25 protein-coding genes and 1 riboswitch are annotated in these 26,110 nt (G+C 41.7%); of the genes, 5 read left to right on the forward strand and 20 right to left on the reverse strand.

Features of this window, described 5'->3' with window-relative positions; translation table 11 throughout:
- Positions 1-9 precede the first annotated feature (9 nt).
- The 3 genes from EUAN_RS01105 to EUAN_RS01115 are packed head-to-tail and all read right to left on the reverse strand — an operon-like array spanning position 10 to position 2,947.
- Positions 10-1,425, reverse strand: a complete 1,416-nt coding sequence (locus tag EUAN_RS01105) for a glycosyltransferase family 2 protein (RefSeq protein ID WP_071060789.1) — start codon at positions 1,423-1,425, stop codon at positions 10-12.
- Positions 1,412-2,569 (reverse strand): HEAT repeat domain-containing protein, encoded by a 1,158-nt coding sequence (locus EUAN_RS01110; RefSeq protein ID WP_071060791.1) that lies wholly within the window; start codon positions 2,567-2,569, stop codon positions 1,412-1,414. Before EUAN_RS01110 ends, EUAN_RS01105 begins: the two co-directional genes overlap by 14 nt.
- A gap of 15 nt (positions 2,570-2,584) precedes the next feature.
- Complete coding sequence (locus EUAN_RS01115) at positions 2,585-2,947, reverse strand: response regulator transcription factor (RefSeq protein ID WP_071060793.1); 363 nt, start codon at positions 2,945-2,947, stop codon at positions 2,585-2,587.
- A 200-nt stretch (positions 2,948-3,147) separates the two neighbouring features.
- On the opposite strand from EUAN_RS01115, the gene EUAN_RS01120 reads away from it, so the two are divergent.
- Complete coding sequence (locus tag EUAN_RS01120; RefSeq protein ID WP_071060795.1) at positions 3,148-4,074, forward strand: stalk domain-containing protein; 927 nt, start codon at positions 3,148-3,150, stop codon at positions 4,072-4,074.
- A 57-nt stretch (positions 4,075-4,131) separates the two neighbouring features.
- On the opposite strand, the gene EUAN_RS01125 is transcribed toward EUAN_RS01120, so the two are convergent.
- From EUAN_RS01125 to ahpC, 11 genes are all read right to left on the reverse strand, one after another.
- Entirely contained in the window at positions 4,132-5,103 is a 972-nt protein-coding gene (locus tag EUAN_RS01125; protein ID WP_071060797.1) for an FUSC family protein, read from the reverse strand.
- Between the two features lie 93 nt (positions 5,104-5,196).
- On the reverse strand, positions 5,197-5,988 hold the full coding sequence (gene thiD, locus EUAN_RS01130) for a bifunctional hydroxymethylpyrimidine kinase/phosphomethylpyrimidine kinase (protein WP_084655637.1): 792 nt from the start codon (positions 5,986-5,988) through the stop codon (positions 5,197-5,199).
- Complete coding sequence (locus tag EUAN_RS01135) at positions 5,981-6,673, reverse strand: HAD family hydrolase (protein WP_211266236.1); 693 nt, start codon at positions 6,671-6,673, stop codon at positions 5,981-5,983. Before EUAN_RS01135 ends, thiD begins: the two co-directional genes overlap by 8 nt.
- On the reverse strand, positions 6,628-7,269 hold the full coding sequence (gene thiE / locus EUAN_RS01140; protein WP_071060799.1) for a thiamine phosphate synthase: 642 nt from the start codon (positions 7,267-7,269) through the stop codon (positions 6,628-6,630). The genes EUAN_RS01135 and thiE overlap by 46 nt, the downstream gene beginning before the upstream one ends.
- Positions 7,256-8,077 (reverse strand): hydroxyethylthiazole kinase, encoded by an 822-nt coding sequence (thiM, locus tag EUAN_RS01145; protein ID WP_071060800.1) that lies wholly within the window; start codon positions 8,075-8,077, stop codon positions 7,256-7,258. Before thiM ends, thiE begins: the two co-directional genes overlap by 14 nt.
- Positions 8,050-9,234, reverse strand: coding sequence for a putative hydroxymethylpyrimidine transporter CytX (gene cytX / locus EUAN_RS01150; RefSeq protein WP_071060802.1), 1,185 nt, complete (start codon positions 9,232-9,234; stop codon positions 8,050-8,052). The genes thiM and cytX overlap by 28 nt, the downstream gene beginning before the upstream one ends.
- 71 nt (positions 9,235-9,305) lie before the next feature.
- Positions 9,306-9,411: riboswitch (TPP riboswitch) on the reverse strand.
- 75 nt (positions 9,412-9,486) lie between these two features.
- Complete coding sequence (locus tag EUAN_RS12140) at positions 9,487-13,926, reverse strand: coiled-coil domain-containing protein (RefSeq protein ID WP_084655638.1); 4,440 nt, start codon at positions 13,924-13,926, stop codon at positions 9,487-9,489.
- On the reverse strand, positions 13,926-14,663 hold the full coding sequence (locus tag EUAN_RS01160; RefSeq protein ID WP_071060804.1) for a DUF6063 family protein: 738 nt from the start codon (positions 14,661-14,663) through the stop codon (positions 13,926-13,928). The genes EUAN_RS12140 and EUAN_RS01160 overlap by 1 nt, the downstream gene beginning before the upstream one ends.
- Positions 14,650-16,164, reverse strand: coding sequence for a replicative DNA helicase (locus tag EUAN_RS01165; protein ID WP_084655639.1), 1,515 nt, complete (start codon positions 16,162-16,164; stop codon positions 14,650-14,652). Before EUAN_RS01165 ends, EUAN_RS01160 begins: the two co-directional genes overlap by 14 nt.
- Entirely contained in the window at positions 16,155-17,168 is a 1,014-nt protein-coding gene (locus EUAN_RS01170) for a Wadjet anti-phage system protein JetD domain-containing protein (protein ID WP_071060808.1), read from the reverse strand. Before EUAN_RS01170 ends, EUAN_RS01165 begins: the two co-directional genes overlap by 10 nt.
- Before the next feature lie 198 nt (positions 17,169-17,366).
- Entirely contained in the window at positions 17,367-17,930 is a 564-nt protein-coding gene (ahpC, locus tag EUAN_RS01175; RefSeq protein WP_071060810.1) for an alkyl hydroperoxide reductase subunit C, read from the reverse strand.
- Between the two features lie 333 nt (positions 17,931-18,263).
- Here ahpC and EUAN_RS01180 point away from each other — a divergent pair, with 333 nt between their 5' ends.
- Positions 18,264-20,003: an ABC-F family ATP-binding cassette domain-containing protein gene (locus tag EUAN_RS01180; RefSeq protein WP_071060812.1), complete on the forward strand. Its 1,740-nt coding sequence runs from the start codon at positions 18,264-18,266 to the stop codon at positions 20,001-20,003.
- A 73-nt stretch (positions 20,004-20,076) separates the two neighbouring features.
- Here the strand turns inward: EUAN_RS01180 and EUAN_RS01185 are convergent, their stop codons facing one another.
- Both EUAN_RS01185 and EUAN_RS12550 read right to left on the reverse strand, forming a co-directional pair.
- Positions 20,077-20,448, reverse strand: a complete 372-nt coding sequence (locus EUAN_RS01185) for a hypothetical protein (protein WP_211266237.1) — start codon at positions 20,446-20,448, stop codon at positions 20,077-20,079.
- A 203-nt stretch (positions 20,449-20,651) separates the two neighbouring features.
- Positions 20,652-20,825 carry a hypothetical protein gene (locus EUAN_RS12550; RefSeq protein ID WP_169817304.1) on the reverse strand — a complete coding sequence of 58 codons (174 nt, stop codon included), beginning with the start codon at positions 20,823-20,825 and terminating at the stop codon, positions 20,652-20,654.
- 238 nt (positions 20,826-21,063) lie between these two features.
- On the opposite strand from EUAN_RS12550, the gene EUAN_RS01190 reads away from it, so the two are divergent.
- Genes EUAN_RS01190 through EUAN_RS01200 form a run of 3 tightly spaced genes read left to right on the forward strand, consistent with a single transcriptional unit; the run spans position 21,064 to position 22,782 of the window.
- Positions 21,064-21,303: an AbrB/MazE/SpoVT family DNA-binding domain-containing protein gene (locus EUAN_RS01190; protein ID WP_071060816.1), complete on the forward strand. Its 240-nt coding sequence runs from the start codon at positions 21,064-21,066 to the stop codon at positions 21,301-21,303.
- Complete coding sequence (locus tag EUAN_RS01195; protein WP_097678037.1) at positions 21,303-21,641, forward strand: type II toxin-antitoxin system PemK/MazF family toxin; 339 nt, start codon at positions 21,303-21,305, stop codon at positions 21,639-21,641. The genes EUAN_RS01190 and EUAN_RS01195 overlap by 1 nt, the downstream gene beginning before the upstream one ends.
- Positions 21,642-21,681: 40 nt before the next feature.
- Positions 21,682-22,782 (forward strand): HNH endonuclease domain-containing protein, encoded by a 1,101-nt coding sequence (locus EUAN_RS01200; RefSeq protein WP_084655641.1) that lies wholly within the window; start codon positions 21,682-21,684, stop codon positions 22,780-22,782.
- A gap of 84 nt (positions 22,783-22,866) precedes the next feature.
- Here EUAN_RS01200 and EUAN_RS01205 read toward each other — a convergent pair whose 3' ends face one another.
- The 4 genes from EUAN_RS01205 to EUAN_RS01220 all read right to left on the reverse strand — a co-directional run bounded on the left by EUAN_RS01205 (position 22,867) and on the right by EUAN_RS01220 (position 26,100).
- Positions 22,867-23,373: a DUF1643 domain-containing protein gene (locus EUAN_RS01205; RefSeq protein WP_071060822.1), complete on the reverse strand. Its 507-nt coding sequence runs from the start codon at positions 23,371-23,373 to the stop codon at positions 22,867-22,869.
- A 106-nt stretch (positions 23,374-23,479) separates the two neighbouring features.
- On the reverse strand, positions 23,480-24,115 hold the full coding sequence (locus tag EUAN_RS01210) for a flavodoxin family protein (RefSeq protein WP_071060824.1): 636 nt from the start codon (positions 24,113-24,115) through the stop codon (positions 23,480-23,482).
- A 150-nt stretch (positions 24,116-24,265) separates the two neighbouring features.
- Positions 24,266-24,604, reverse strand: coding sequence for a winged helix-turn-helix transcriptional regulator (locus EUAN_RS01215; protein WP_071060826.1), 339 nt, complete (start codon positions 24,602-24,604; stop codon positions 24,266-24,268).
- 137 nt (positions 24,605-24,741) lie between these two features.
- On the reverse strand, positions 24,742-26,100 hold the full coding sequence (locus EUAN_RS01220; protein ID WP_071060828.1) for a PD-(D/E)XK nuclease family protein: 1,359 nt from the start codon (positions 26,098-26,100) through the stop codon (positions 24,742-24,744).
- Between the last annotated feature and the right edge of the window lie 10 nt (positions 26,101-26,110).

A 26,110-nucleotide genomic window follows, 5' to 3' on the forward strand; every position in this document is an offset into this window, starting at 1 on the left:
TACCAGCTCCTAGCTTTGAGTGAATTTCTTTCTCTTCATATCTCCCCATACCTTGTGATTTCTCCTGTACTTGAAAAAGGCTGTAAACCTCCATACAGTCACAATCTGTCTGTATCCGAAGTTTTCAAGAATTCCGTACAGCACAAGAAGCAGATAATCCGATATCTTGTCGTACTTCTTGAAGTTGTACTCCTCCAGGAAAACCGCTCCCAGCGAGAGGAATATACCGTACAAAACTGAAACACCTAGAAACACTATCGCAAACTCTAGGTCTACTATGCCGTATATAAAGGATATTATGGCGAATGCATATCCGAAGACCTCAACTAAGACACCAACTATCTCTATAAGTAAGTAGTATGGCATTCCCAACAGCCCAACTGTTCCGTAGTTTGCGTTGAATATCATTTTCTTGTGGTTTAGCACCGTGTCTATCAGCCCTTTATGCCATCTCTGGCGCTGGGACTTCAGAGTCTTCATGTCCTCTGGAACCTGTGTCCAGCACACTGGGTCTGGAACGAAGACTATCTTGTAATTCTCCCCTCGCTCCTTCATGATCCTGTGGATCTTGGTCACAAGCTCCATGTCTTCCCCTATAGTGTCCTTTGTATACCCTCCAGCAGATATTGTGACTCTCTTCTGAAAAACACCGAAAGCACCAGACACTATAAGCAGTGAGTTCACGGCGCTCCAGCTTATCCTTCCGAACAGAAACGCCCTTAAATATTCTACAACCTGGAATCTGGCCAAGCTGCTTTTCGGAAGCCTTATGCTCTGCAGAAATCCGTTGTCAACTTCTGAATCGTTTATAGGCCTGACTATCCCTCCTGAAGCTATGACCTCCGGGTCCTCTATAAACGGCCTTATGACCTTTATAAGTGAAGACCTCTCTATTATGGAGTCCGCGTCTATGGCCGTGAAAAGAGGGTATTTGCATATGTTTATACCTGCGTTCAAGGCATCTGCCTTTCCCCCGTTCTCTTTGTTCACCAGCACTATGTTGTCGTATATGGTAGATATATATATCGACTTGACTCTTTCGGTCTCTATCTGCCTTCTGTAGGGGATGTCGCTCAGCTTGAAATCGAAATTCTCTCTGAGCACTTTAAGTGTATTGTCAGTAGATCCATCGTTCACTATGACTATCTCATATTCCCTGTACTCCAGGTTCATAAGCGCCTTTACGTTGTCCACTATTGTGTCCTCTTCATTGTGGCAAGGAACGAGTATGGATAGAGGCGGAGTGTAGTTTGAGTCTATCATCTCTTGGTCAGACCAGTACTTTATCTTCTTGTGATATATATACATCTCCTTTGTAGAGCCCAGCAGCAGTAGCGTATAGACTATGTTTATAAACCCTATGTAGAATACTATAAGGTAGTTAAACCAAAGCACGATCAAAGGTACAATCTCAGTTCTGCTCATATTCTTCAAACTCCTCTAGAATAGTTATATTCATTTTTTCAGTAAGTCTTACAGCCAGGTCGAGATTCTCCGAGCGGATAGTTCCTATAAGCCCGTTCTGAAGCATCTCTCGCTGCACTATCTCCCTGGCCTTCTCCCTTGCAAACCTGTCTTCGGAGTCCAGCATCTCCACTAAAGCCTCTATGCCTACATCTCCCTTTTGGAGAAGCGACTGCCCTGAACTGCTTCTGACAGACCAGTTTTCGTCCTTCATAAGGGACTTCAGCATGATAATCACCCTGGGATCGTCCACTTTCTTCAGGTTCTTTGCCAGGAAATGCCTGACTTCCCAGGCTTCATCGTCCACAAGCCTTGTGAGCGATTCGAAGTGCTCCATATAGGGGAATTCTTTGAAGCTCAAAGCTCCTTTCAGAGAGGATATCCTTATCTCCTTGTTCGAGTCTTCAAACCCTTTAAATATCCACTCCAGTATCCCCCTGTACTGCCTTCTGCCACAGGCCTCGAGGGCTATAGTCCTTAAGTATAGGTTGTCCCATCTCATCAAGTTGAGCAGTATATCCTCTATGTCTTCGTCTATAGTCTCTATAAGGTACATCATATTGCTCTTCTCCATTATCGCCTCGTCAAGACACCTGTTCAAGACCCTGCATATGTACGAGGGGCCTCCTACCTTCAAAAGGGCGTTGGATGCTACATACACTTGCTCTCTTTCATCTCCGTCCACCAGGTCTATAAGCGTCCTTGCGACTTCGGATATATTCAGCTCCCCAGCCTCGTATGCACCTATCTTTCTCTTCCACTTGTCTCTGCTCTCCAGTTTTTTTCTTATGGACCTGACTATCTTGTCCCTGTCTAGAAGCGCTATGAGGTCGTCCTTCTTCCCGTTTTTCAGGACTTTGCTGTACTGTAGTATCATATCTTTCAACACTCTTTTCTCCAGAAATCCCAGATCTCCTGAAAGACCGCTCCTGTCTCCTGTAGCTATATAGCTGAGAATTTTTGGTTCATAGACCAGTTTTATTTCATTTCTCCTGCGCTCTATTTCCTTATACAATATCTTTCTTGCAAGCAGAAAAGTGAACATGATGACATTGACTGCAAGCATGATGAAGAAAAGGTTTTTTACGTATTCTTTTAAAATCACAGCTCCGACTCCCCCTTAAATATGCTCCAATATTTTAGCCTCTACTTCCTGAAGGTCTATAGGCTTTTTTATGAAGTCTTTTGCGCCCAGACTCAAGCTCTTTTTCTTGTATCCGTCTGAGTCATTTGTAGACATGGCTATTATCGGAACTCTTTTGTACTCATAGTCAAGCGAATGCATCTTTTTTATGACCTCCAGTCCTCCCATCTTGGGCAGCATAAGATCCAGTATCATCATGTCAGGCTTGTGGTCTGCAAGCTTCTCAATAGCCTCTCTTCCATCCCTGGCCGACTCCACCGCATAACCCAAATACTCAAGGCTGGCCTTTAGCACATTTACAATAAGTGTAGAGTCGTCTACAACAAGTATCTTCTTCATTTCCATCTCTCCTGTATAATTTCTCTTTTTTTCAATTATACCCTTATTTATGTCTAGGAGGCATAGAAAATTAAACTTGTAGACTTAATCTCAATTTGTTAGAAACTTAGGAACGTGAAAATCGGCATTTTTGTTTGTATTTTTTTCTAAAGGGTATGATTGAGATAAATCCAAGCAAATATACAAGGGGAGGTTTTTTTATGAAAAAGCTTAGAGTCTCTATTTTATTGTCTCTATTCTCATTGTTTTTAGTTTCTTCATTCGCTTCAGCAGAACAAAGCATAAAGATCACTTTCAATGGTGCAGAAGTTCGATCTGATGTACCACCTGTAGTTATGAATGGAAGAACTATAGTTCCTGTAAGGGCTATATTCGAAAAGTTTGGCATTGAACCTATCTGGAATCAAAAAGACAAAACTGTCACAGCTCAAAGAGGAGATATATCCATAAAGCTCACCTTGAACTCTGATATAGCTGAGGTAAACGGTGAGCCAAAGCTTCTAGATCAGTCTGTTGCAGCTGTAAACGGCAGAACGCTGGTACCTGTGCGATTTGTTTCAGAAACATTTGGCGCAGGTGTGGAGTGGAATCAAAGTGTCAAAGCTGTTTTAATAAAAACAGAAGAGAAGTACGGAAATGTAGTTGAAATGCCTTTTTCTGATATTTTTCATCGCAAATTTCCTTTTGTCGGGTCTTACTTCGTCCAGGGATCAATCCTTTATGATGGTGAGGCTAAAAATGGAATAGCTGATGGCAGCGGAACGCTGTATTACAGTCAGAGCTCATCTAATCACATTCTTTACATTGGGGATTTCAAAGAAAATATGATGCATGGAAATGGAACTCTTTACTATCCAGGCGGAGTTATGGCCTATACCGGTGGACTCCAAAACGACAAGCTTCATGGAAACGGAAAGCTTTATTTTGCAGATAAGTCCTTAGCTTATTCAGGAGATTTCCAGAATGACAATTTCCATGGATTTGGGATTCAGTATGGCAATTCAAACAGTATAGTCTACAAAGGTAGCTTTTCACAAGGCTTGAGACATGGTCAAGGTATTCTTTACGACTGCAAAGGAAGAGTGCTCCACAACGGTGTATTTGTAAATGGAGAACCTAAAAAGTAGTGAAATCATCTTTAAAGATGATTTCACTACTTCCGCTGTCAGTAATCGTTTCGCTCTCTAGACCGAAACACTTTCAAATCCTCCGCTTCCGCACTCGGAGGATTTACTCTCAAATATGAATTTATTGGCCAGTAGTGCCATTCCAACCCCCATAGCCACGTAGAAAAGTCGCTCTATCGAGGCCAATCCTACATCTCCTGAGAGAGATGCAGAAGCCAGAACCGAAACAGTTACGCAGATTATCTTGTCTCTGTATCTTCTTGTGTACATGTCCATATAGCCCATAAACAGCATAATAAAAGTTCTGGCCGTGTCACTCTCTATAATTGTAAAAAGCAGCAGTGCAACTGTCGCTCCTATGGCCGTGCCCTGAAGTCGCTCAAGCGACCTCTGCCTGCAACATTCAGAGTAAAGCTCCGTTATGGCAAAAACAGAGTACACAATCCACCTTCCTTGACTTAGGTTCAAAAATTCCACTATAAAAGCTGAGATTGCAGTTAGAATCCCTATCCTGATTGCATATGCCCACCTTACCTTGTCTGAATTTTCACCTTCTGAGTTCTCCGAATAAATAGCTCCTTCTTTTTTTCGAAAAGCGATCTGAACCAGCATAACTAGAACAGCTCCAAGTGCAAGCCCTGCAAATCGCTTCACAAGATCCTCTCCTCCTACAGGAGCATAGAGCATAAAAAGGTACTGAAGACCAAAAGGAACTACCGCTGTCTTCTCAAGGTCAGAGCTCAAGAAGTATCCGAGCCCAGCCATTGCAGTGAAGTTTATGACTAAGCCTGACCATAGGCTAAGTCCGGCAACATGGGCCGCCGCTCCAAGTCCTAGATTCAAGGATACAAGCTTTATCAAGTTCCTGACTGGATTCCTCGAAAGATCCTTCTGCATCAACACAAGAATCGACACCAAGACAGTAACACCCTCTATGCTGTTCTTTGATCCGAATACAGCTGTGAATATGTTCACGAAAGCTATAATGCCTCCGAACATCGCTGTATTGACTGTGATTTTTTTCAACATATATATCTCTCCTCTTTAAATTCTAAAGTAGTGAGAAATTTTATCACAACCTGTCTGAATATACAATACAGAACTGCGTTTCGGACTTCTTTCCTATAATACAGTGAGTCTATATGTGTGCTCTAGAGGCCCTCTGCCACTTCCCAGATCCAGGTTAGATCGCAGCGCCCCTGTAAGATACGCTTTCGCTTGTTTTATGCTTTCGCCAAGCGATTTTCCGCTCGCCAAATTGCAAGCAATTGCAGCGGACAGTGTGCATCCTGTACCATGCGTGTTGGGATTGTCGATTCTTTCGGAAGTGTACCAGCTGAATCTGCCATCTTCAAAAAACAAGTCAGAAGCATCGCTCACTAGATGTCCGCCTTTCACTAGAACAGTCGTATTTACTTTTCTGCTTATTATTTTCGACGCCTCGACCATATCATCTTGATTTTTTATCGATGTTTCAGACAAGACCTCCGCCTCTGGGATATTCGGGGTGATAACTGACCCGATTGGCAGCAGGTATTCGAGTAACGCCGCTTCGGCCTCTTCATCTATAAGCCTGTGTCCGCTTGTGGAAACCATTACAGGATCCACAACGATATTTCTTGCACCATACTGGCTTAGCTTCTCTGCAATCACCTTGATTATTTCACTGTTTGCAACCATGCCGATTTTCACAGCATCTGGAGCAATATCGGTGAGTATACAGTCCATTTGCTTCGCTACAAACTCAGGTGTCACTTCCGCAATGTCGTATACACCAGTGGTATTTTGGGCAGTCAAAGCAGTTATGACACTCATGGCGTACATCTTGTGCACAGTTATCGTCTTTATATCCGCTTGAATGCCGGCACCGCCACTACAGTCAGAGCCTGCTATAGTCAAAACTTTCTTAATCATACTGAAAACTCCTTTCTGTAAAAGATTTTAAGTAATAGTCCGACAGCCTTTTGATTTCTTCCTGATCGTCTATCGAAGATTCGTCGTATACTCCTACCACCTTAAAGCCCGAGTTCTTAGCAGTTTCAACAGCATGAATAGCGTCTTCGAAGACCAGTACTTCCTCTATGTCCAAGTCGAGATATTCCAGTGCCGAATTGTAGATTTCTGGACTGCTTTTTCCGAAACCAACTTCGGTGCAGGTGAGTATCTTCCCGAAGTAATGCGATATCCCTATCCTTCTAAGAGCCACTTCCACCAATGCTCGATCGGTTGCCGTTGCAATACACATCTTGACCCCAGCTGATCTGAGATGCTCAAGCATCTGGAATACACCACTTTTCAATTCAGCTTCAAAGGCATAGAAGTGAAAAAGCATGTCGTTTATGTCCTCTGCAATAGTCTCTACATCGTCTAGAATCCCGTAGTTCTCCCTGTAATAGTTCGCAGAATCTAAAAGACTCATGGCTTTTAGCTTTTCACTCAAGCCTTTTTCCGGAGCAATCCCTCTTCTCAGCAAATAATCCTCGCCAATTCTGTCCCATATGAACATGGAGTCTAGGATTGTACCGTCAAGGTCGAAAATCGCCCCCAACAGCTTCACTGCCCAAATGCTTTCTCGGACAGCTTCTTCAGCTCTCTGCACTCTTTTTCAATATCCTCTTTTGAAAATATAGCTGAGACAAGAGCAACTCCGTCAATGCCACTGCCTTTCAGCTCCATGATATTGTGCTTGTAGATACCTCCAATGGCAACTACCGGTACAGAAATCGCTCTGCATATGGCCTTTAAAGTGTCGTGTGATACTAGATCCGCATCCGATTTTGTATAGGTGTTGAATACTGCTCCGACTCCAACGTAATCTGCGCCGTTTTTTTCAGCCTCAACCGCCTGTTCCACGGTCTGCACTGAAACGCCTAAGATCACATTGTCGCCTACAAGTTTTCGAACTTCCCCAGCGTCCATATCTCCTTGACCAACGTGAATTCCGTCCGACTCGCAGGCTATAGCTATATCTATATTGTCATTTATGAAAAATGGAGCGCTGTATTTTCTGCAAATCTCTCTAATCTCAAAGGCTTCCCTTAGAAAATCTTCTTCGCACAGTTTTTTCTCCCTAAGCTGCACGCATGTAGCTCCGCCCCTCAAGGCCTCCTCCACCTGCATCGCTAAAGTCCTACCGTTAAGCCAGGACCTGTCTGTAACTGCATAAAGTCTCATAGACTCCTTATCGAACTTCATATCTAGCACCACTTTCCAGCTTTTCGGCCGTCAGATTGTACACCTCGTCAATCAGATAGTTGTGGTAAGTTGAGTTTCCGTCCCTTTCCGAAAGCCTCTCAAAAGCAAGCTCTCCGCAAAGCCCCATCGCTGCAACAGAAGCTTTAGTAGCTTCTATTATATTTTCAGGATTTGCCGCTATGAAAGCAGTTGTCATGGCGCTCAGCATGCATCCCGTGCCTGTAATTTTGCTCATCATGGGATGACCGTTTCTTATTACGTAAGCTTTTTCACTGTCCGCGACAATATCTATGGCCCCTGTAATTACAATGACGGCACCTGTTTTTGCTGAAAAGCTTTTTGCAAATGAAACAGTTTCGTCAAGATTTTCCTCTGTAACCACGTCGTCAATGCTCGCGTCTACGCCTGAAGTAGATCCTGTACCGTCTATAAGTGTCTTAATCTCGGAAATATTTCCACGAATTACCGAAAACTTGACTTCTTCCAGTAGTCTGTGTGCTGTCTCTGTACGCAAGGCGGATGCGCCTGCTCCTACCGGGTCGAGAAGTACAGGGTTATTGCACTTATTTGACTTCTTACCCGCTAGGATCATTGAAAGCATTGTGCCTTCATTGAGCGTACCGATGTTGATGTTCAGCCCGTTGCAAATGGATGCAATCTCCTCAATTTCACCGCTGTAATCCGCCATAATAGGGGATCCTCCACAGGCGAGCAGTATATTGGCGCAATCGTTAACGGTTACATAGTTGGTTATGTTGTGAATAAGCGGCGACTTGTTTTTTACATTTTCAAAGCATCTTTTAAGCATTCTTTCTCTCCTCCTAGCGCTATATCTGTAGCAACAGTAATCATGGACACTATGACCATTATAGGAAGTGTGTTCCCTATAGGTGTGTCCAAAGTCATGGAAATTCGGTAAAGAGCAAACCCTGCGCACCATATGACGATGTTTCTTGTGTTTACACTTGAGCCGCTGCTGTCCTTTTTAAGTACAAAGAAGTCGGTGATCAGAATGGCGATCATCGGTGCAAAGACCGATCCTATCAAGTAGAGGAACCCTTCGAACTGCGACATAGGCGCAAATATCGCAAGCACTGTGCCTACTATCGTGACCACAACGCCTGCAACTTTCCCATTTACTTTACCGCATATGCTAGTTGCACTGATCCCCGCTGAATAGGCGTCGAGAAACGTAGTGGTGACAGTGGACAGTACGACTATAAGGAGTCCAATCATTCCAAAACCGGCAGACATCATAATAGTTGCAACGTCGCTCTCACCCGTAAAGAGCGCAGCTCCTAGCCCGATTATATACATCCAGCAGCTGACAGTGAAATAAGACAGACTACTGACAAGTGTAGACCCTTTTTTTGCACTACTTGTGTAGTCCGATATCAAAGGGAGCCAGGAAAGCGGCATTGCTGCGGACAGCTCGACAGCTACGCCAAAAGAAATGGCGTCGCTCACCGGCGCTGAAGCATCACCACGAAAGACCACGGCGCTCATTATAATTGTGAGGACAAACAATCCACCCATGGCGAGCACATTGACTTTTCCCAGGTTTTTAAAGCCTAGCAGAATCCAGAGCACAATCAAGCCGCCTATTATAAGGCTCCAAGCCCATTGGCCTGAAAGCGGGAAAGTGGTCTGTGCAGCCGCCGCTCCTGAAATAATCATGATGGCTGTCCAGCCCACAAGTTGAAGCACGTTTAAGCTTGAAAAAATCAGAGATCCCTTCTCCCCGAATGAACGCTTGACCGTCTCCATAGCACTTTTTTCAGTTTTTGCCCCAATCAGCCCCGCACCGTAAAGAAGCACACAGCCGATTACATGCCCCAATACGATCGCCAAAATCCCTCTTTCAAATCCCAGCGGAGCAATCAACGCCCCCGTCATAATCTCTGCGATTGACACCGCAGCCCCGAACCAGATAAGTCCGTTCGATAAAATGCTTGTTTTTTCCATTTATAAACTCCTTTTCTTTTCGTTTGAACAAAAAAGGGAAACACCTGACGATGTTTCCCATAAGAGCTGTAAAAGCTATGAAAGTAACTTCCTACGTTGGCATTATCCAAATCAGGTTAAAGGGTCGAAGTTGATCACTTCCTCTCAGCCTGCATACAAGCTCCCCTGTTCAAACGTTATTCTATTTTCCTCCACATTATATGCTTAAGGCAGTTCTTTGTCAAATAGCAAAGTTCTATAACTACCTATACTTTATTTTTCCAAATCAAATATCTCGGTTTGCTCCACCTGCCCGAGCCTTGTCATAGTCAGAGGGTCCTTGTCTATAAAAAATGCACTTCTTATCTCCTGTTCTTTGGTCATTATTTGAGTGTCCCCGCTTTCAGCGTCTCTAAGTCTGCAGCTGTACACTATCGGGAAATACGACCTGATGTATTTTCCCTCTGCATGCGCTGTAAAGGCTATTATCTGAAACCCAAGCTGCTTGGCTATGAAGAATACAGGATCCAGTATATGGTCGCTAGACGCTTTTCCAAACGGATTGTCCACTACAACAGTTCTGCTTGGCCCTCTGCTAGGACCTGCTTTCTTCTCTGCAAGATAGTTCAGTATTCCAAGGAAAAGCGTCATGTTCTTGCTCCACTTCTCCCCTCCAGACCATGAGTTGGAGGTCTCCCAAGAGTACGGCAAACTGCTTATCTTCTTGTCATTTGTAACCTTGCGGCACTTGACCTTTATAGGATTGCTCCTGAGCGCAATTTCCAAAAGCTGCTTGGACTGTAGCCACACCTCTATCGACTTTCTGACTTTTTCCTCTATCTCGTAGCCATTCTCGTCCTTGAACCCCTCCCCCTCAAGCTGCTTCATCATCCAGTCTATATATCTAGACAGCTCCTCTTTTGTCTCCTTTTCATTCCACTCTGGCACGTTTATGGTGAATATGTCTTTCCAGCTATCTTCTACCTTTACCCTTGTATTCCTAGGTATCTGTCTTATCTCTTTAGCTACTGTCTCTAGGTGCAAATACAGGTGGCCTATAAACTGCTGCACTTCCCTGTCGTGATCCCTTATGTCGTTTTCAGCCAGCTCTATAGCCCTTTTTATTATATGCTCCATCTTGCTCTGCCAATCTAGCACTTCCAAAAGAGAGTCTTTCTTGCGTATACCGCTAAGAGCCCTGTCCTTGAATTTCACGTCCAATATATTTTCATTGCAGAATTCCACAAACTTCTGCTTCTCCAGTTCGAGTTGATACAGCTTTTTCTCCATAATTTGTGTGCTTTCCTCAACTGCTCCTATAGCACTTTTCAGCACTTTTTGCCTATTGTACGGAAATTCATTTCTCAAGTCCTCTTTGATTTCCACTTCCTCTATCTCCTCTGTGAGATATTGGCACTTGTAGTTTTTGTTCTTTATTTCGTTTACTGCATTCTCTATATCCTTTCGCTGCCTGTAGAGCTCGCTCAGCCAATTTAAATTGTATGCCACTTTCTTCGCAAGCTCTCTGGCGTCCTCCTCTATTCTCTCCTCTGCCTGCTCAAGAGGGATCTCGAACTCCACAACTTCTTTGAACTCTTTGTAGAAATCCTTTAGACGCAATTCATATGTGTTCTCTGCCTTTTCCTTTTCAGACTTAACTTCCAAATAGGCTTTTGTCAGATTTTCACACTCACTTCTCAGCTTATTCAACTCGTCTATAATTCTTGCCAGTTCATCTTCCCCGTATGGAGGGAATTCCACCTCTTCCTCCAGCTCGTAATTCATCTGTTTCTGGAAGTTAAGCAGATCTGCCTTTAGTCTCTCTAGCACACTCAAAGCTTCCCTTTCACTTTCTTCAAGACTGCTTCTATCTCTCTGCTTGTCTTCCAAAGCTGCTTTTATAGTCTTTCTCTCTGACTCCAGTGTCTCTATTGCCATTTCAGTGCTCTTAGGACTATAGCCACTAGTCTCTCTGTAGAGCTCCTTTCCCCTAAGCACTGCAACAGCAGTTTCCATCTCGTTCAATCCATTTCTCAGGCTTTCTGCTTTATCTTTGCAGTATTCTATATTCTCCTTCGAAGCACGCTCACGTTCTGCAAGTTGGTCTATCTCCTTTCCAATTCTCAGCATCTCGAACTCTTTCTCTTTTTTCTCTTTTTTCTTTTTGACATATTCGATTGCCTTTTGCAACTTGCCCTCTATCATAGATTTCTCTTGAACAATCTCTGACGAGCGTTCCCGGATCCTCGCCACTTTCTCGTCTATACCTTTTAACCTGGACTGGCTCTCTTCTATGGCGCTCGCCTTCGAGTCTCTGGAATCCTGTATCTTCTCGAGCTGATTGCGAAGCTCTAGATTCTCTTTGTATGGATAGTTCTCAAAAAACTTCATTACATCCCTTGAAAGCTCTTCAGCTAATCCAAGTTCCCTCTCCTTGCTTTTTCTCAGATTCCTAGACTCCGACGCCTTAAAAGACACCTTTCTTTTCCAGTCTTCAAACTTCTCTGCTGCTATATTATCCCTCCAGCAATTTGGATAGAATACATTTTTCTCTGAGCATACGCTTCTGCCATCTATCCAATTTCTGGCTTCAAGCTCTGTAAGCACGAAGACAGGCTGGGAAATTTCATCGCTCCGCTCTCTTATTTTTTCTGAAAGCCTCTCAAGCTCAAGCTCTCCGACTACTATTGTAGAAGCCCATCTAGGATATGCTTCATACAGCTCTACCTCTGATTTACCTAGGCTTAAAGACGCCCTATGGACGTATTCGCTCCCCGACTCAATATAGTTAAACTGTCTCTTCCAACTACTTATCCATACCTCGATAGAAGGGTCAGCAGTATAGTAGTCGCTCTCGCTGTAGTCGTCCTCCCATCTGCTGGCTATTCTTTCCTGAAGAAGCAAGCTCTCTTTTTCCTCTCTCAGCCTTTCCGATCTGTTCAGAAGCTGAGCAGCTACACTTTCCTGCTTCAAGTAGAGAGATTCCATGTTGAACCAGCTAGTCCTGAATTCCTTCACTCTCCTTAGAAGTCTTTCATGGGCTTCGCTCTGAACTTTAAGCTCTCCTGAAAGCTCTGACTCCTGGTCTGCCAAGAATCTCGCTTCCAGCCTGTATTTCTCCAGCTGCTCCTCTTGTTCCGATTTTTCCTCGTTCAATTTTCTTGCATAACTTTCACTTTCGAACATCTCGGATTCAAGCGAAGTCAGCTTGCCTTTCCACTCTGGAATAAAGTCCTCCACACTTTCCTTGTCAGGCTTGAATAGAATATCGCCCGCCATGGTATGCATGTTTTTCTCTATCTCGTCCACAGCCCCTTGCAACTTGCTCCTTTCACTCGCCATCTCTTGTCTGGAGCTTTCTGAAATTTCAAGCTCTTTTCTGTACTTTTCAAGCTTGCTCTCCAATTCCTCAATCCTTTTCCGACTTAGCTCTATATCTCTTTTAAGCTGATCCTCCATGTCGAGGAAATATCCCCTTATAGCCATTCCATTTTCTTCAAGCTCGGCCCTTATGCTCTCCGTCTCCCTGTCCTGGTTCAACTTTTCTATCTGACTTCTCAAAGACTCCAGCTTCTCCTCTTCCAGCCTTATATAGCGCCTGTATTTTGATACATTCAGCTGGTCGTGCCTGATCTGCTTGAGATCCAATTCCCCCTCTTTCTGATTTTTTAAAGCTTCTGATTCCCTGCAGCTCTGCTTCAGAGAGTCCATATTCTCTTTCAGCACTCCTAGTCGACAAGATGCTCTTTCCCTTTCCAGCTCCAACTCCTCAAGCTTCAGACTCTCTTTCAGAGCTTCGCTCTTTTCTATCTCTCCGCCGTTCTTTTCTTCCTCTTCCAGAGCGAATTTGTATAGAGCCTTCACATCCGACTTCAGGAGTTTCGTCCTAGAATTAGCCTGGTCGTAGTCCCTGTAGCTATCCACATATACACCTATGCGCTTCTCCACTTTCTGGCTTTCCTCTATCCTGTCCCTGAGCAGCCTGTACTTCTTGAAGTGGCCTCTCTGCTTTTCAAATGTATCTGCAAAGCCCTTCGCACCTTCCCCAAGAATAGCATCTTCCACTGTAGGTATAAGCAAATTGTCCACAAGCTGCCCCGTCGTCTTGCATGAGTCGAAGAAGGCTTCTACTCCCCCTTCTGTGCCGTTTATGGTAACTATCTTTCTCCACTCCGAAGATATTATCTTGAAATTCTCCTCTAGATAGCTTTGGTACTCTTTTATAGTGATGAAGCTATGGGCGTTCATTTTTCTCTTAACCATATCCTGATAATATTCGCCCATCTCCTCCTTTGTGGCAGGCCTTTTTCTGCCACTTTCGCTCTCTTTTACAAACGGCAGGTTTTCAATCGAACCCTCGTCTCCTTCCCCGTACTCGTATGCGTACTTAAGTGAGTTCACTCCGCTCTTGTCTATAAATAGATTCACCGAAGTCAGCGCATATCTCCTGGGCTTGTCCGAAATTATCCACTCCACAGCTATATGTGAAGTGGTATTTTCAAGCATAAGAGTATCTCTTATTTTACGCTCTGCAAGGCTCTGGTGCGGAAGCACAGCCTGGATTGCGACCTGGATTGCAACCGTCTTTCCGCCTCCGTTTTCAAGTATTACAACTCCATTGTGCCCATCGAATCTGAATATTTCATCGTTGTAGCGCTTTTGGCCGTTTTCATAGATCACATTTGAAAATCGGATTTTAGAAATAGAAGGCATTATATCTCTCCTCTCTTTTTTTCAACCTCATAAATAAAGTCCAGTATGCCCCTGTTGTAGTCATATTCCATATAGTATCTCTGGACTATGACCTTGGACTTCTCTGTGAGCTCTATCTCGTCATTCCCTATGTCTTTTACAAGATCCTGCCTCTCTAGAAATCTCCTTACACTGTTCAGAAAAGACATCTTGCTTATGGTCTGCCCCTTCTGAGTCTTTACAGTCTCTTTTATCTCGTCCATATCTGCCCACTTCTTCACTATGGAAGACCAGTTATACTCAAGCTCTCTGTCCATCTCCGCCAGTCGCTCCTCTCCATGTTCTTCTAGAGACTCTATCCTTTCGCTTAGCGTGTCCATCCACTCCGCCATATTTATAAAATCCCTTGTAGGCTCTATAGTCTGGTAGCTGTCGTAAAAGCAGCCAAAGAGAACTATCACAGAGAGATACATGGTGTACAGGTCTGAATTCTCCCACCTACTGAGAAAGTGCTCTCTCTTCAAGGATTCATTTGAGATGTGGAACGGAGAGCTCTTCGCTATCGGGACCATGTATATTTTTTCTCCCGAAGTGAATACAGTGCAGTCCACTTGCCTTGAAAACTGGTCTACAAGAGCCCTGACCTTGTCGTCAGCCATATACGACCTCATATCCTCGCACTCACCTGCCCCGTTTGCCGAAAGCGTAGAGTAAATCCTGAAAGATTCCATAATCTGCTCATTATTATAAAGAAGCATCTCTATAGCCCTCCAATTTTATCTTCATATTTTTTATCTCGAACCTGCCTCTCCACCCTATGATTTCTTCACTTTCACTTACGTGGACCGTATCAGCTACAGCCCCCAGCATCTCGAAGGCTTTCCCGAGCAACTTCTCCTCGTCCACGTCTATTTTATTCAGCTCTATCGGGGACCTCTGATGAAGTATTATCCAGAAGTAGTAGAAGCTCTTGTTGTCCAATATGTCCTTGTATTCGCTGTACTCTACACACTTCACTATCTGATTCAATTCGACTTCTCCCTCGCTGTCTAAAGATTCTAAAACTATTCTGGCCATATATCTGAAGTTTTCTTGGTTTGCCTTTACGTCCTGATCTAGCTCCTCTTGCTCTGCCAAATCGTAGAAATCATGTTGCTCCTCTTTTCTGGCTCCCCCCTCTATTCTCTGGTTGAAGAATACAGACAGCGGAGACCAGACACTGCTTTTCTCCAGAAAAAGAAGCGGCTTTACAAGGCTTCTCGCAGAAGATACCGGAAGAGGAGAAGAGAATATCCTCCCCACTACCTCCTGGTCAAAATTAAAGGACTCTATCCCCGCGTAGTAGAGGGAATCGTAGACAGCTGTAAGCGCCGTAGTCTTAAGTTCAAGGCTTCTATCCAGAAGCATCCTGTGCTCGTAGTGCACCTCTTCAAGCTCCCTCTCTATGCGAAGTACCAGCTCGTATGTCTTTCTCTCTTTTTCACTTGAAAGCTCATTTCCTATTCTCTCTCTTGTCTCTTTCACAAAAGACTGTAGCTCGCGGAACTCTTCATCTTCATGCCCAAGCCTTGTGTTTATGTCCTCTACCATTTTCTTGTACCTTTGAAATATCTCGTCCGAAACTATATTTCTGCTCACTTCATGGCTTATTTTCTCCACTCTGCACTTGAGGTTTTTCACATCGAGACTCATTTCGTCTATCTGCCTGAGCGCTCCCGTGAACTCCCCTTTTTCAAGCTGCTTTCTAAGTACAAGCTGGTTTATGGATAGCTGAAACTCGTTGAAGTACTCTTTGGTCGCAAATATAAGCTCAAGCCCCTGTTCGTCAAGCGTGTAGTACTGGGCTTTGGTGTCATGGTCAGACCTGTTCCCTTTCAGTATAGAGTACTGTATATTTTCATACTTTCTAGTCTCCCAGTTGTAGAATTCCCTCGTCTTTCTCTTTCCAGAAGACGGCCTGAATACCTCTATAATCGTTCTAGCTACATCCTCAAACCCTTCATAGTCTAGGTCCACTTCGTCGCTGTTCAGTCTGAATAAAAACTCCGCCAGCTCCTTTGCCCCCACTTTTCTATTTCTTATGACCATGTTCTCAAAGAAAAAGAGAAGGGTCAAAAATCCCAGATCAAAGTAGTCTATCCGTTTTCCGCTTCTGTCCAATTTTCGCTTATTCCCCAACTCATATAAAGGGTCGAATAGCGAAATCCGCTGCATTCTCTCTCTGTAGTTTTCCGTCACACTGCGTATGCTTATTTCCAATTTGAATCCCTCCATATTTCCAAAAGTTCATCTTTAGAGAGAGCCTCTTGCGGAATATATCTTCCACTATCCAGTATTCTAAGTATCTCTTCGCTCTCCTGCTCGCTAAAACATTCTACAAACCTCTCTATAGCCTCGGGATTTCTTTTCTGGTTTTCTTTTCCAATGCTGGACGACTTGTTTAAAAGCGCCCTGTAAAAGTCCGTCCCAAGCTCTACATCCGCTTTTTCACTTAAGGCGCTCCATATAGAGATGCCCTCACTGTCAAGGTCTCCAAAGTAGTATATACGATCTATTCCCCCAGTCCCAAGCTGAATACTCAGCATATCTATGTTGGAGACTATCTTCCAGCCTGCGCCGAATATAAGCGACGCGTAGCCTGTGTCTCTAAGTCCATCAAGAAGGGCCATAAAGGTGGCCTTGTTCTCAACCACCAAGTGGAGATTTATATCTTTTGAAAATACATCTGCATTTACGCCTATCATAAGCGGATCCGGACTGCACTCTATCTTAAGCTTTTCCCAAATACCCAGCCTTTCCAGCACCGCTTTTCCACCTTTTTCGTCTATCCACTTTTCATCCCCCACCAGCTGAAATGACCTCTCTTGAGATGTCGCAGTAACCTGTGGAAACCCCATTTTAGATATATACCCATCTATCTTCTCTATATGTGGAATATCTCTCTTCCAAGTGCTTTCACTCAAGCCATAGTAAGCTTCCAGACTGATATCCGATTCCAAACCAAGTCTGCACTCCAATATGCCTTCCCTGTGATCTTTCAAAAGCGCATGTCTATCTATGCCATATCTGTAGCATAGGGGAATTTCCTTGCCGTTGTTCTTTTCTGGACTTTTTTCCAAAAGTACACCATCATCCACCAGCCGACTTACAGATTCAGAAAACTCCCTGTAGGAAGTTTCTCCCGTCACCAAACTCTCCAGCTCTTCCAGGCTTATTGTCTTTTTCCTATGCTTTCTCAGGCATGAAATCAAATATTCGTACATCGCTACCACCTTTCCAATTTACTTTACTCTAATACTGATAGCCAAAGCTTTTCCGACTCTATCAAAAGCTCTGACACCAATTTTACAAATGGATGGTAATTCATAAAGGAAATTATATATCGATATCGGTATATAGCACAAATCATATTTCTTTACAAAATAAAACAGCCAGACATCGTCCAGCTGTTTAAATACAAACTATAATTTTCCTACTAAATCTATATCCGGCGTCAAAGTATCCTCTCCAGGTCCCCAGCTTGCAGGACATACTTTATCTCCGTGCTTTGCCACAAATTGAGCAGCTTGAACTTTTCTCAGCAGCTCATTTGCATTTCTTCCAATTCCGTTGTCATGAATCTCGTAGGCTTTTATCTGCCCCTCAGGATTTATTACGAAAGAGCCTCTTAGGGACAATCCCTCTTCTTCAATCATAACTTCAAAGTCTCTAGACAGTTTTCCTGTCGGATCTCCAAGCATAGGGTACTTGATTTTGCCTATAGTCTCGGAAGCGTCTGCCCATGCCTTGTGGACAAAGTGAGTGTCTGTGGAAATCGAATATATTTCACAGCCTATCTCTTTAAATTTCTCGTACTTATCAGCCAACTCACCTAGCTCTGTTGGACAGACAAATGTAAAGTCCGCTGGATAGAACACAAATACAGACCAGCTTCCCTTTATAGAGTCTAACGAAACTTCAGTGAACTCACCGTTGTGATACGCTTGAACTTTGAAATCCGGAACACTTTTATTTATCAATGACATTTTCATTCCCCCTAGTAATATAATTATACAGCCGTCTTAGTAGCTATATGATATTATTACCCCTGCAAACATATATCACTATAGGATTCCTTTATGGACAAATGCCCGGTTATCGTTTTTTTAAATGTCCAAATACCTCAATCGCTATCCAGTGTATTTTTTCTCTGTAATTACAATTATGCCACGCATGCACGAAACCATTTGTGTGCAGCCTTCAAAAATGTTATACTGTCAACTGAAATCAAGAAAATATGGTTGTTGCGCAAATAAGTGCAATATGTCGAAGAGCTTATTTCTATAGGCTCTTTTTCGTTCACAAAGAAAGGTGATAATATGATAAAAGTTGATAAACTATCCTACTCATTTCCACAAAAAAATCTGTACAATAAAATTTCATTCACAATAGAAGAAGGTCAGCACTGCGCCTTCATAGGGGTCAGCGGCAGTGGAAAAAGTACCCTCGCAGATATATTTATGGACCCCGAGAGTTATATGTTCGATGGAAAATTGGATATAGACCCTCATTGCAGAATCGGCTATGTAAGTCAGTTTGCTCAGATAGACAGCGCAGATGAGATGACTGTATTTCAATATATCGGCGATGAATGCATCAAACTGCAAAGTGAGCTGTCGTCAATCTGCTCTGAAATGGAGACATCTTCAGATATAGAGCCTCTGCTGGAAAAGTATCAAGAGACACTGGACGCATTTGACGCAATCGGCGGCGACAGTTTCGAGAGCATTATAGAAAAGAAACTCAATACGGCAAATCTTACTAAACATAGAAACCTGAAAATTTCAGAGCTCAGCGGTGGCGAGTTCAAACTTGTCCAAGTTATAAAAGAGATGCTGAACAGTCCCGACTTGATGATTATGGACGAGCCGGATGTATTTTTAGACTTCGAAAACCTGAATTCCCTCAAAAATCTGATAAACTCCCACAAAGGAGCCCTGCTGGTTATCACGCATAACAGGTATCTGCTAAACCATTGCTTCAATAAAATTCTTCACCTTGAAAATATGGAGCTTCAGGAATTTGACGGAAGGTATATAGACTATAATTTTTCCCTTCTTGAAAACAAAATCGAACTGCAGGAGCTGGCCCATGGCGATACTGAAGAGCTTGCTAGAAACGAGGCTTTAATCGACAGACTGAGAACCGAAGCTACAGAGATTATCGACGCTTCCAGAGGCAGGACCTTGAAAGCGAGAGTCAGGCTTCACGAGCGATTGGAAGCTCGAAGGATAAAAGCGCCGTTCGTATATATAAAGCAGCCGAATATTCGCTTGAACACAGACAACAAAGTCGAGGAAACTGTTGCACTGAAAGTCGAAAACCACAGCGTCGCATTCGACGAGACACTACTGGATAACATAAGCTTTGAGATTAACTCTGGGGATAAAGTAGCCCTTATCGGAGCGAACGGCACTGGAAAGACGACTTTGCTCAGAGATATATTTGAAAACAGCTGTGACTCTATTTCATTCGGTGAAAACATCGAAACAGCCTGTCTTTCACAGCTTAAAAACGAAACTCTAATTGAGTCCAATACAGTTATGGAGGAATTCTTTGACTTTGGATTCAAAAGCTCTGAAGATATAATCTCGTGCTTATCCGAGCATGCCCTTGAGGAGGAGCTGGTATCTCAAAAGATAAGCTCTCTGTCAGGCGGAGAGAAAAATATGATTCAGCTGGCCAAGCTCTCTTCAAGCAATGCAAATATGCTGCTGCTTGACGAGCCGACCAGCCACTTAGACACCTATTCGCAGATCGCTTTGGAAGAAGCTATATCGAACTACAATGGAGCTGTTCTGATGGTTTCTCACGACTTCTATTCCATAATAAACTGCATGGACTATGTTTTGATCATTGAAGACAAGAATATCAGAAAGATGAGCATGAGAAAGTTCAGAAAGATGATATATGACAATCACTTTGACAAAAATTACTTAGAGCTTGAACAAAAGAAAAAAGAGCTCGAGACAAGAGTTGCACTGGCTTTGAAAGACAATGACTTCGAGCTTGCGAGGACTGTGTGCGAAGAGCTGGAGCCGCTGATTAAGATTTTTTAGTCTAAAGGCTTTTAGCAACACATATAAAAACGTCCTGTCTATGAGACAATAATCATAGGCAGGACGCTTACTTTTAAATACTTTCTTTTTCAAATAACTCATCTTCCTTAAGTATCCTTATGAATTGCAATAACTCATCTTTCTTGTAATCCTTTTCTATCTTCACAAATCCAAAACTTTCATAAAGTTCTATAAGAAAGGGCACTTCCTTACACTCCAGCATAACCACTCTTCCACCTAGATAAGTCTGCCCGTTCAAAACCATATTCATACAGTACTGCATGAGATCTTTTCCAGATATCTCGCTTCTATAGCTATCATTTTTACCAATTTGTCCAATCAATATAGCTGGAATTTCAGTTATAACTTCTCCATTTATTTTGGCACTAAACCCGTCAAAGTCTTTAATTTTTCTATTAGATAAATTGCTTGGAATCTGCAACATCTGAATAGCTATAGTGAAGTAGGCTAATATGTGAAATTTGTCTTCAAAATCACTATAGATTAAAAACGTTCTGCTTTTTCCTAGCTTTTCAAACAGAATAGCTTTGCTTTTCAGGAAACTTTCAATGTCTTCGTCTTTCTTACAAACAAAATCTGATAGAATCTTTTGTATATATGATTCTTCTCCTATTTCCAGCAGAGTTTTTAAAGAGACAATATTTTTTTTAATCTTTCGGTACCTCCCTCGCTCTTTTCTGCTGAAGCTAAAGATCTATCTATCTTTATGCTGTTCACAGGATTATTGAAAATATCTACAAATGAATCTACAGCTTTTTCTGTATCAAGGGTAAACTTCTTGTCAAATGATGAAGTTGCCATACTGATCCTCCTCTCCTAAATGTAATATTTAATAACGATAACCTAGACGCTTCATATAAGTAATTATAGCATATGTATGCTAATTTTAAAATTTAACTGGAGATGAATATACTTATGATAACTCTTCCTATCGAATTAACTTGGTCGCTGTATATCTTGAAATCGTCCACAGTACACCCTACTACTATTGATTTTTTGTTTATACATAGTATATACTAAATGAAAGGAGGTCTTTAAAATGCTAGCTAAAATCCAAAAGTGGGGTAACAGTAATGGGATAAGAATTCCAAAATCTGCATTAGAAACAGTTCATCTTAAAGAGAACGACAAAGTAGAGATAGTGGTCAAAGAAGGTAATATTATAATAATGCCTTTGAAAAAACATAAGACCTTTGAAGAGAGAATAGCTGGATTCACCGGAGAATATGAATATGAAGAATGGGATACTGGCGAACCTGTCGGCGAGGAGGTGTTCTAGTGGCTTATATACCTAAGCAGGGTGATATAGTCTATCTAAACTTCAATCCTCAAGCTGGACATGAACAAGCCAGAACCAGACCCGCTCTAGTTGTCAGCAAAGATGCCTTTAACCAGTTCACCAGAAAAGCAGCTATATTATGTCCTATAACTAACACTGATAGGGGTCTTCCTTTTCAAGTCAAGCTGGATGAAAGAACTAAAACTACCGGAGTGATATTATGCGATCAAGTAAAGTCGCTAGATATATCAGCTAGGAATATTTCATTCAAAGAGCAAATTCCCCAAGACATATTAGAAGAGGTTATAGATATTTTAATAGGTTTTATCGAAGTCTAGCCTGTCGGTTTTGACAGGCTGCGAGGAGGTGAATAGAATTATGATAGCTCTTCCAAAGTGTCCCGATATAAATTCAAACGTCTTGGAGAGAATGCTGACAGACGGCCTGACCACAAGCTACAAGCTTTTCTGGTTTCTGGGTGTGTTCAAAGAAGTTGTATCTGGCGAAAAAGTGATTCCATTTAGAAGAGTCGTGTGCCGAATGATTTCTGACTCATGGTATCCGCTTGTGGAGTACCATTTAAACTTCGGAGTTGTGGACAAGCTATACGACCTGGTAATGCTTATACATAGGAAGTATAAAATAGAAAGTAGCGTGAGGGAAAGTGGCTTTCTCGAGTTTCTGGAAAACCTTGAAGATCCTGAAGTGGAAAAATGCATTTCAGACCTGTACAAGATGGTTCCCTACAGGCTTGTATCGCCGTTCTTCGCCGAAGCGCTTGCTGGGCTTAAGGACTACAAGAAAAACTTCCTGATTGAATCCCTTAGCCAGTCAAATAGCGATGTTCTTTATAGGATTGATTCTAAAAACAATACCATAAGTGTAAACGAGCAATGGTTCGAATACCTTAGAGCCAACCAGAATATAGTCTACGGATGGATAAAGTACAAGCTGATATATTTCCTGCAAAGCAGAAATCCGAATGTGCCGGCTATACCATACAAGCTGAGCGCTCCGATTAAAAGAGACCTGAGCGCCGCCAGAAAGCTCTGGCAGTCTATGAGCCAGCAGTCGCCTTTATGCGACATATACACCGGCGCAGAGCTTAATCCTGAAAACTACGGCAAGTACGGAAACTTAAGCATAGACCACTTCATTCCCTGGAGCTTTGTGATGCACGACGAACTGTGGAATCTAACTCCGACATTTGCAACTGTAAATAGCTCAAAAAACAACAAATTGCCTGTACTTGACAGATACTTAGACAACTTCTGCAAAATTCAGTACGAGACATACCGATTTATACTCGGAAATAGCAAGATGAAAAAACAGCTTGAAAACTACATCCACCTGTCCAGAAGCATCGACCTGTCCAAGGGCATCAACAGGCAGGATTTTTCAAATTCCATAAAGTCCGCCGTCACCCCGTTGTTTCAAATTGCATACAACCAGGGCTATGGGATCTGGAATACTGATTGATAAAATCAAACGACCCGACATGGTCCGCATTGTTAAGAGGCGTGTCGGGTTCTATATTTTTCTGGACGACCTTAATTCAATTTTTTATTTTACGTATTTATAAATGTCGAACTCTTCATATTTTTCGTCTGCTCTCAAAAATAACGGATGATGTGGATGGCCGTATTTTGTCTTTTTCCCAAATGATATCCACCTACAGTTATTTGATTCCACAATCTCCACTATCGCTCTCAAGCTGTCCCAAAGATATCCTCTTTTTTCTATTAAAGTTCCCCATGCAGCCCAAATGTCGAATTTTCCATTGCATATTGTCTTCCTTATCCATTTGAGATTCTCTTCAAATATCTTCTCATTCATATTTAAGTCCATATCATTCGGATTAGTAGCTCTCTGTGGATAGAGGTTTAGCATTATCCAACTGTCATATCCGCTGTTTTTAGCTATTCTGTCTACAGACTTCATGGTGTTGTCTAAAACCCCCGCTTCTGCTGTGCTGGGATTTACACCAAAGCATAGAAGTGGATTTTTGCCCTCTATTCCCAAAACATATCTGCATTTATTGTCTTCGCTGTTTTCATAAATCCATTCCATTAAAGTCTCTCCCTTATTTCATGTTAAATCTATATTCCAGCGACCAGTTTCTTCCTTGCCTTTTTTATATAAGTCTAAATATTAACCAGTATTATTCAATTTAACTCTATCGAATAAAATTAGTAAATATTTTACCTTCTCTTTCTGGCTCTTTTACTTTATCCTTACTATTTTCAATTACCTTCATAATCCATGCCATATTTTTCCCAAGCACTCTCATGATTTGAGTCCCTTCTTCATCTTTTAATGCTTCACCAGGAGCAGTGCCATGAATAACATTCCAATAGTTTGAAGTAGGTATTATCATTTCTGAATAATTAATGTAATTATTTAGTTGGTCAAATGTTGGAATTCCGCCCGAACGTCGTACAGCAACTACTGATGCTCCTACTTTGTGTCTTAGCATACCGTCATTAACACTTGCAACTAAAAATGTCCTATCTAAAAACGCTTTCATAGTTCCTCCTATTGCTGAATAGTGTACTGGCGAACCTAGAATAATTCCATCTGATTCTTTCATTCTCTGAATCCAATCGTTAACCTCATCATCCTTGATTGCACACTTTTCATTCTTTTGTTTAGAGCAATAGCCACATGCCATACACCCTTTAATTGTTTTATTCCCAACATGGATTATTTCTGTTTCTAATCCTTCTTTTTCAAGTTCATCTGCAACTATTTTTATCCCATGATAAGTATTCCCTTCTTTCCTAGGACTTCCATTAAACGCCAAAACTTTCATTTACTTTTCCTCCTTTAAATCCTTTTGTAACATACTCAAACCATACAGTATACTGAACTATCAAACAAGTACCCACTTTTTTGTAAGATACCTTACCGAAAAGTTTGAAATAGGAGATTTGCTTTAGTAGATATATATTATTTTATTTCACTAGCATTGATTATCATTTAATTTATAGTGTTTACTAGCCCATTCTTCTATCATTTTTAACGCCGGATATAGCCCTTTTCCTTTCTCTGTAAGAAAGTACTCTACCTTTGGTGGTACTTCTGGATAAATCACCTTTTCTATTAAGCCATCTTGCTCTAAACTCTTCAGCTGTTCATTCAGTACTTTCTGACTTATGCCACATGTTATTCTTTGAAGCTCTAAAAACCTTTTCTCGCCATCTCCAAGGTGACATAATATAACAGCTTTCCATTTTCCTCTTATAATTTCAAAACCCAAATCTAGTGGACATACGAATTTTTTCTCATTATAATCAATCATAAATTTCACCTACTTCACTGTCTTAGGGAATATAACCCTTATACCTTCTACCTCAGTCTTTCAACTACTTAAGCCTTATATAGCACCACCACAGTCTCAGCTGTAGAATATTCCCAACCTAATTTCATTTAACTTATCTATGCTATTTTATTCATAAGCTGATCAATAGTCTTTGATATGAAGCTAGCTAGCTTATCACTGCCTCTCAAAGTTGAATTGTTTTTCTCATATTCACTTACAACATCCATCGAAATATAAGCAGTCGTTTCATATCCAAATGAAACATGAGCGTAACTTCTATTAGAGTTTTCAAAGCTGTTTTTAAAGTCTGAATCAAAGCTATTCATATCAATCAAGCCATTATATTTACCTTTCAAAAAAGCCCTTAGTTCAGACCAATCAGTTCTTTTCCATTCCCTAGTTATATCATTATACAGCTCTTTGCATTTATCCTTAGAAGCTCCAAAATTATTTTGATAATATCTCTTATCAAAATATTCAGCTATTATTGTCGATTGAAAGTGAGCTAGACGGAGATAAGGCTCTGTCAATAACTCAAGTTCAAATCCATCTACAGTTAAATTATCTTCATAAACCCAGGATAGGTCATTCGCTGTTTTATTAAGCAGACAGTGGCTTTGCCACTTTGTATCACCACTCCAAACTGTAATCATAAGCCTTTTGGATCCGTAGTCCATACTAATCTGAGCTTGATTACAAAAATCATAATCTAACGGAACTATATACCTGCCTGAGTATTTCTCGGAATCACTTTCATTTTCACAGCAATTTTTAATGAGACTCAATATTCTCTTGTCAATCGCTGGCTCATTTTCGTACTGAATAGGTATGTCATTAAGCAAAGATATTGGGAACCATTCCTGATAATAATTTTCTAAATGATTTAAATAATGTCCTAAAATACTGTCTTCATTGCTTCCGGAGATATTGTAAACATCCTGTAGTATTGAAATTACTTCCTCCCATGTTCCATCAAGAAGTTCGGTGCTTGGACGATTTCCGCCCTGCCTGACAACCTCTTCTTCAATGCTTTTTACCTGCTGTTTAAGTTGAAGCCTCGCATCAGCAGCGTTTCTTTTTACTTCAATGACAACTAGAGTGTCTTTACATCTTATAACTATATCTGTTATCAGACTATTATTATCATCATATTCATTCTCTATCATGTTGATAGGAGATGAAGTTGTCAGAGTTATGCCTATTATACTTTGAGGATCTGGGTAACTCTGAACAGTCTTTGTAATTTTCTGCTGAATGCCAATTTGTTTGTCGTTGCTTCTTTGTGGCTTAGAAACTATAGATGGAGATTTTTTCTCGAAGCATTTCGCATTAACATAATCAATGAATCTATCTAATACTAAATTGTTCTGATTAAGTAGTATTGCCAGTCCTCTGGATAAATTATTTTCTACCGGCAACGAGCCTTTTTGAGTATAATGTTCAAATATATTCAGATGTCTATTGTTATTAAACATAAAGATTCCC

Source organism: Andreesenia angusta, from assembly GCF_001855385.1.
In the GTDB taxonomy this organism is placed as follows: Bacteria; Bacillota; Clostridia; order Tissierellales; family Gottschalkiaceae; genus Andreesenia; species Andreesenia angusta.

Bases quoted from the DNA above. Each gene is read 5' to 3' on its own strand.
- EUAN_RS01125 (WP_071060797.1), bottom strand. From the start codon at position 5,103: ATGTTGAAAAAAATCACAGTCAATACAGCGATGTTCGGAGGCATTATA.
- EUAN_RS01180 (WP_071060812.1), top strand. From the start codon at position 18,264: ATGATAAAAGTTGATAAACTATCCTACTCATTTCCACAAAAAAATCTG.
- EUAN_RS01105 (WP_071060789.1), bottom strand. From the start codon at position 1,425: ATGAGCAGAACTGAGATTGTACCTTTGATCGTGCTTTGGTTTAACTAC.
- ahpC (WP_071060810.1), bottom strand. From the start codon at position 17,930: ATGTCATTGATAAATAAAAGTGTTCCGGATTTCAAAGTTCAAGCGTAT.
- EUAN_RS01215 (WP_071060826.1), bottom strand. From the start codon at position 24,604: ATGATTGATTATAATGAGAAAAAATTCGTATGTCCACTAGATTTGGGT.
- EUAN_RS01160 (WP_071060804.1), bottom strand. From the start codon at position 14,663: ATGCTTCTTTATAATAATGAGCAGATTATGGAATCTTTCAGGATTTAC.
- EUAN_RS01115 (WP_071060793.1), bottom strand. From the start codon at position 2,947: ATGAAGAAGATACTTGTTGTAGACGACTCTACACTTATTGTAAATGTG.
- EUAN_RS01190 (WP_071060816.1), top strand. From the start codon at position 21,064: ATGCTAGCTAAAATCCAAAAGTGGGGTAACAGTAATGGGATAAGAATT.
- EUAN_RS12140 (WP_084655638.1), bottom strand. From the start codon at position 13,926: ATGCCTTCTATTTCTAAAATCCGATTTTCAAATGTGATCTATGAAAAC.
- thiM (WP_071060800.1), bottom strand. From the start codon at position 8,077: ATGCTTAAAAGATGCTTTGAAAATGTAAAAAACAAGTCGCCGCTTATT.
- EUAN_RS12550 (WP_169817304.1), bottom strand. From the start codon at position 20,825: ATGGCAACTTCATCATTTGACAAGAAGTTTACCCTTGATACAGAAAAA.
- EUAN_RS01185 (WP_211266237.1), bottom strand. From the start codon at position 20,448: ATGTTGCAGATTCCAAGCAATTTATCTAATAGAAAAATTAAAGACTTT.
- thiD (WP_084655637.1), bottom strand. From the start codon at position 5,988: ATGATTAAGAAAGTTTTGACTATAGCAGGCTCTGACTGTAGTGGCGGT.
- EUAN_RS01200 (WP_084655641.1), top strand. From the start codon at position 21,682: ATGATAGCTCTTCCAAAGTGTCCCGATATAAATTCAAACGTCTTGGAG.
- EUAN_RS01170 (WP_071060808.1), bottom strand. From the start codon at position 17,168: ATGTACGAATATTTGATTTCATGCCTGAGAAAGCATAGGAAAAAGACA.
- EUAN_RS01210 (WP_071060824.1), bottom strand. From the start codon at position 24,115: ATGAAAGTTTTGGCGTTTAATGGAAGTCCTAGGAAAGAAGGGAATACT.
- EUAN_RS01220 (WP_071060828.1), bottom strand. From the start codon at position 26,100: ATGTTTAATAACAATAGACATCTGAATATATTTGAACATTATACTCAA.
- cytX (WP_071060802.1), bottom strand. From the start codon at position 9,234: ATGGAAAAAACAAGCATTTTATCGAACGGACTTATCTGGTTCGGGGCT.
- EUAN_RS01205 (WP_071060822.1), bottom strand. From the start codon at position 23,373: ATGGAATGGATTTATGAAAACAGCGAAGACAATAAATGCAGATATGTT.
- EUAN_RS01120 (WP_071060795.1), top strand. From the start codon at position 3,148: ATGAAAAAGCTTAGAGTCTCTATTTTATTGTCTCTATTCTCATTGTTT.
- thiE (WP_071060799.1), bottom strand. From the start codon at position 7,269: ATGAAGTTCGATAAGGAGTCTATGAGACTTTATGCAGTTACAGACAGG.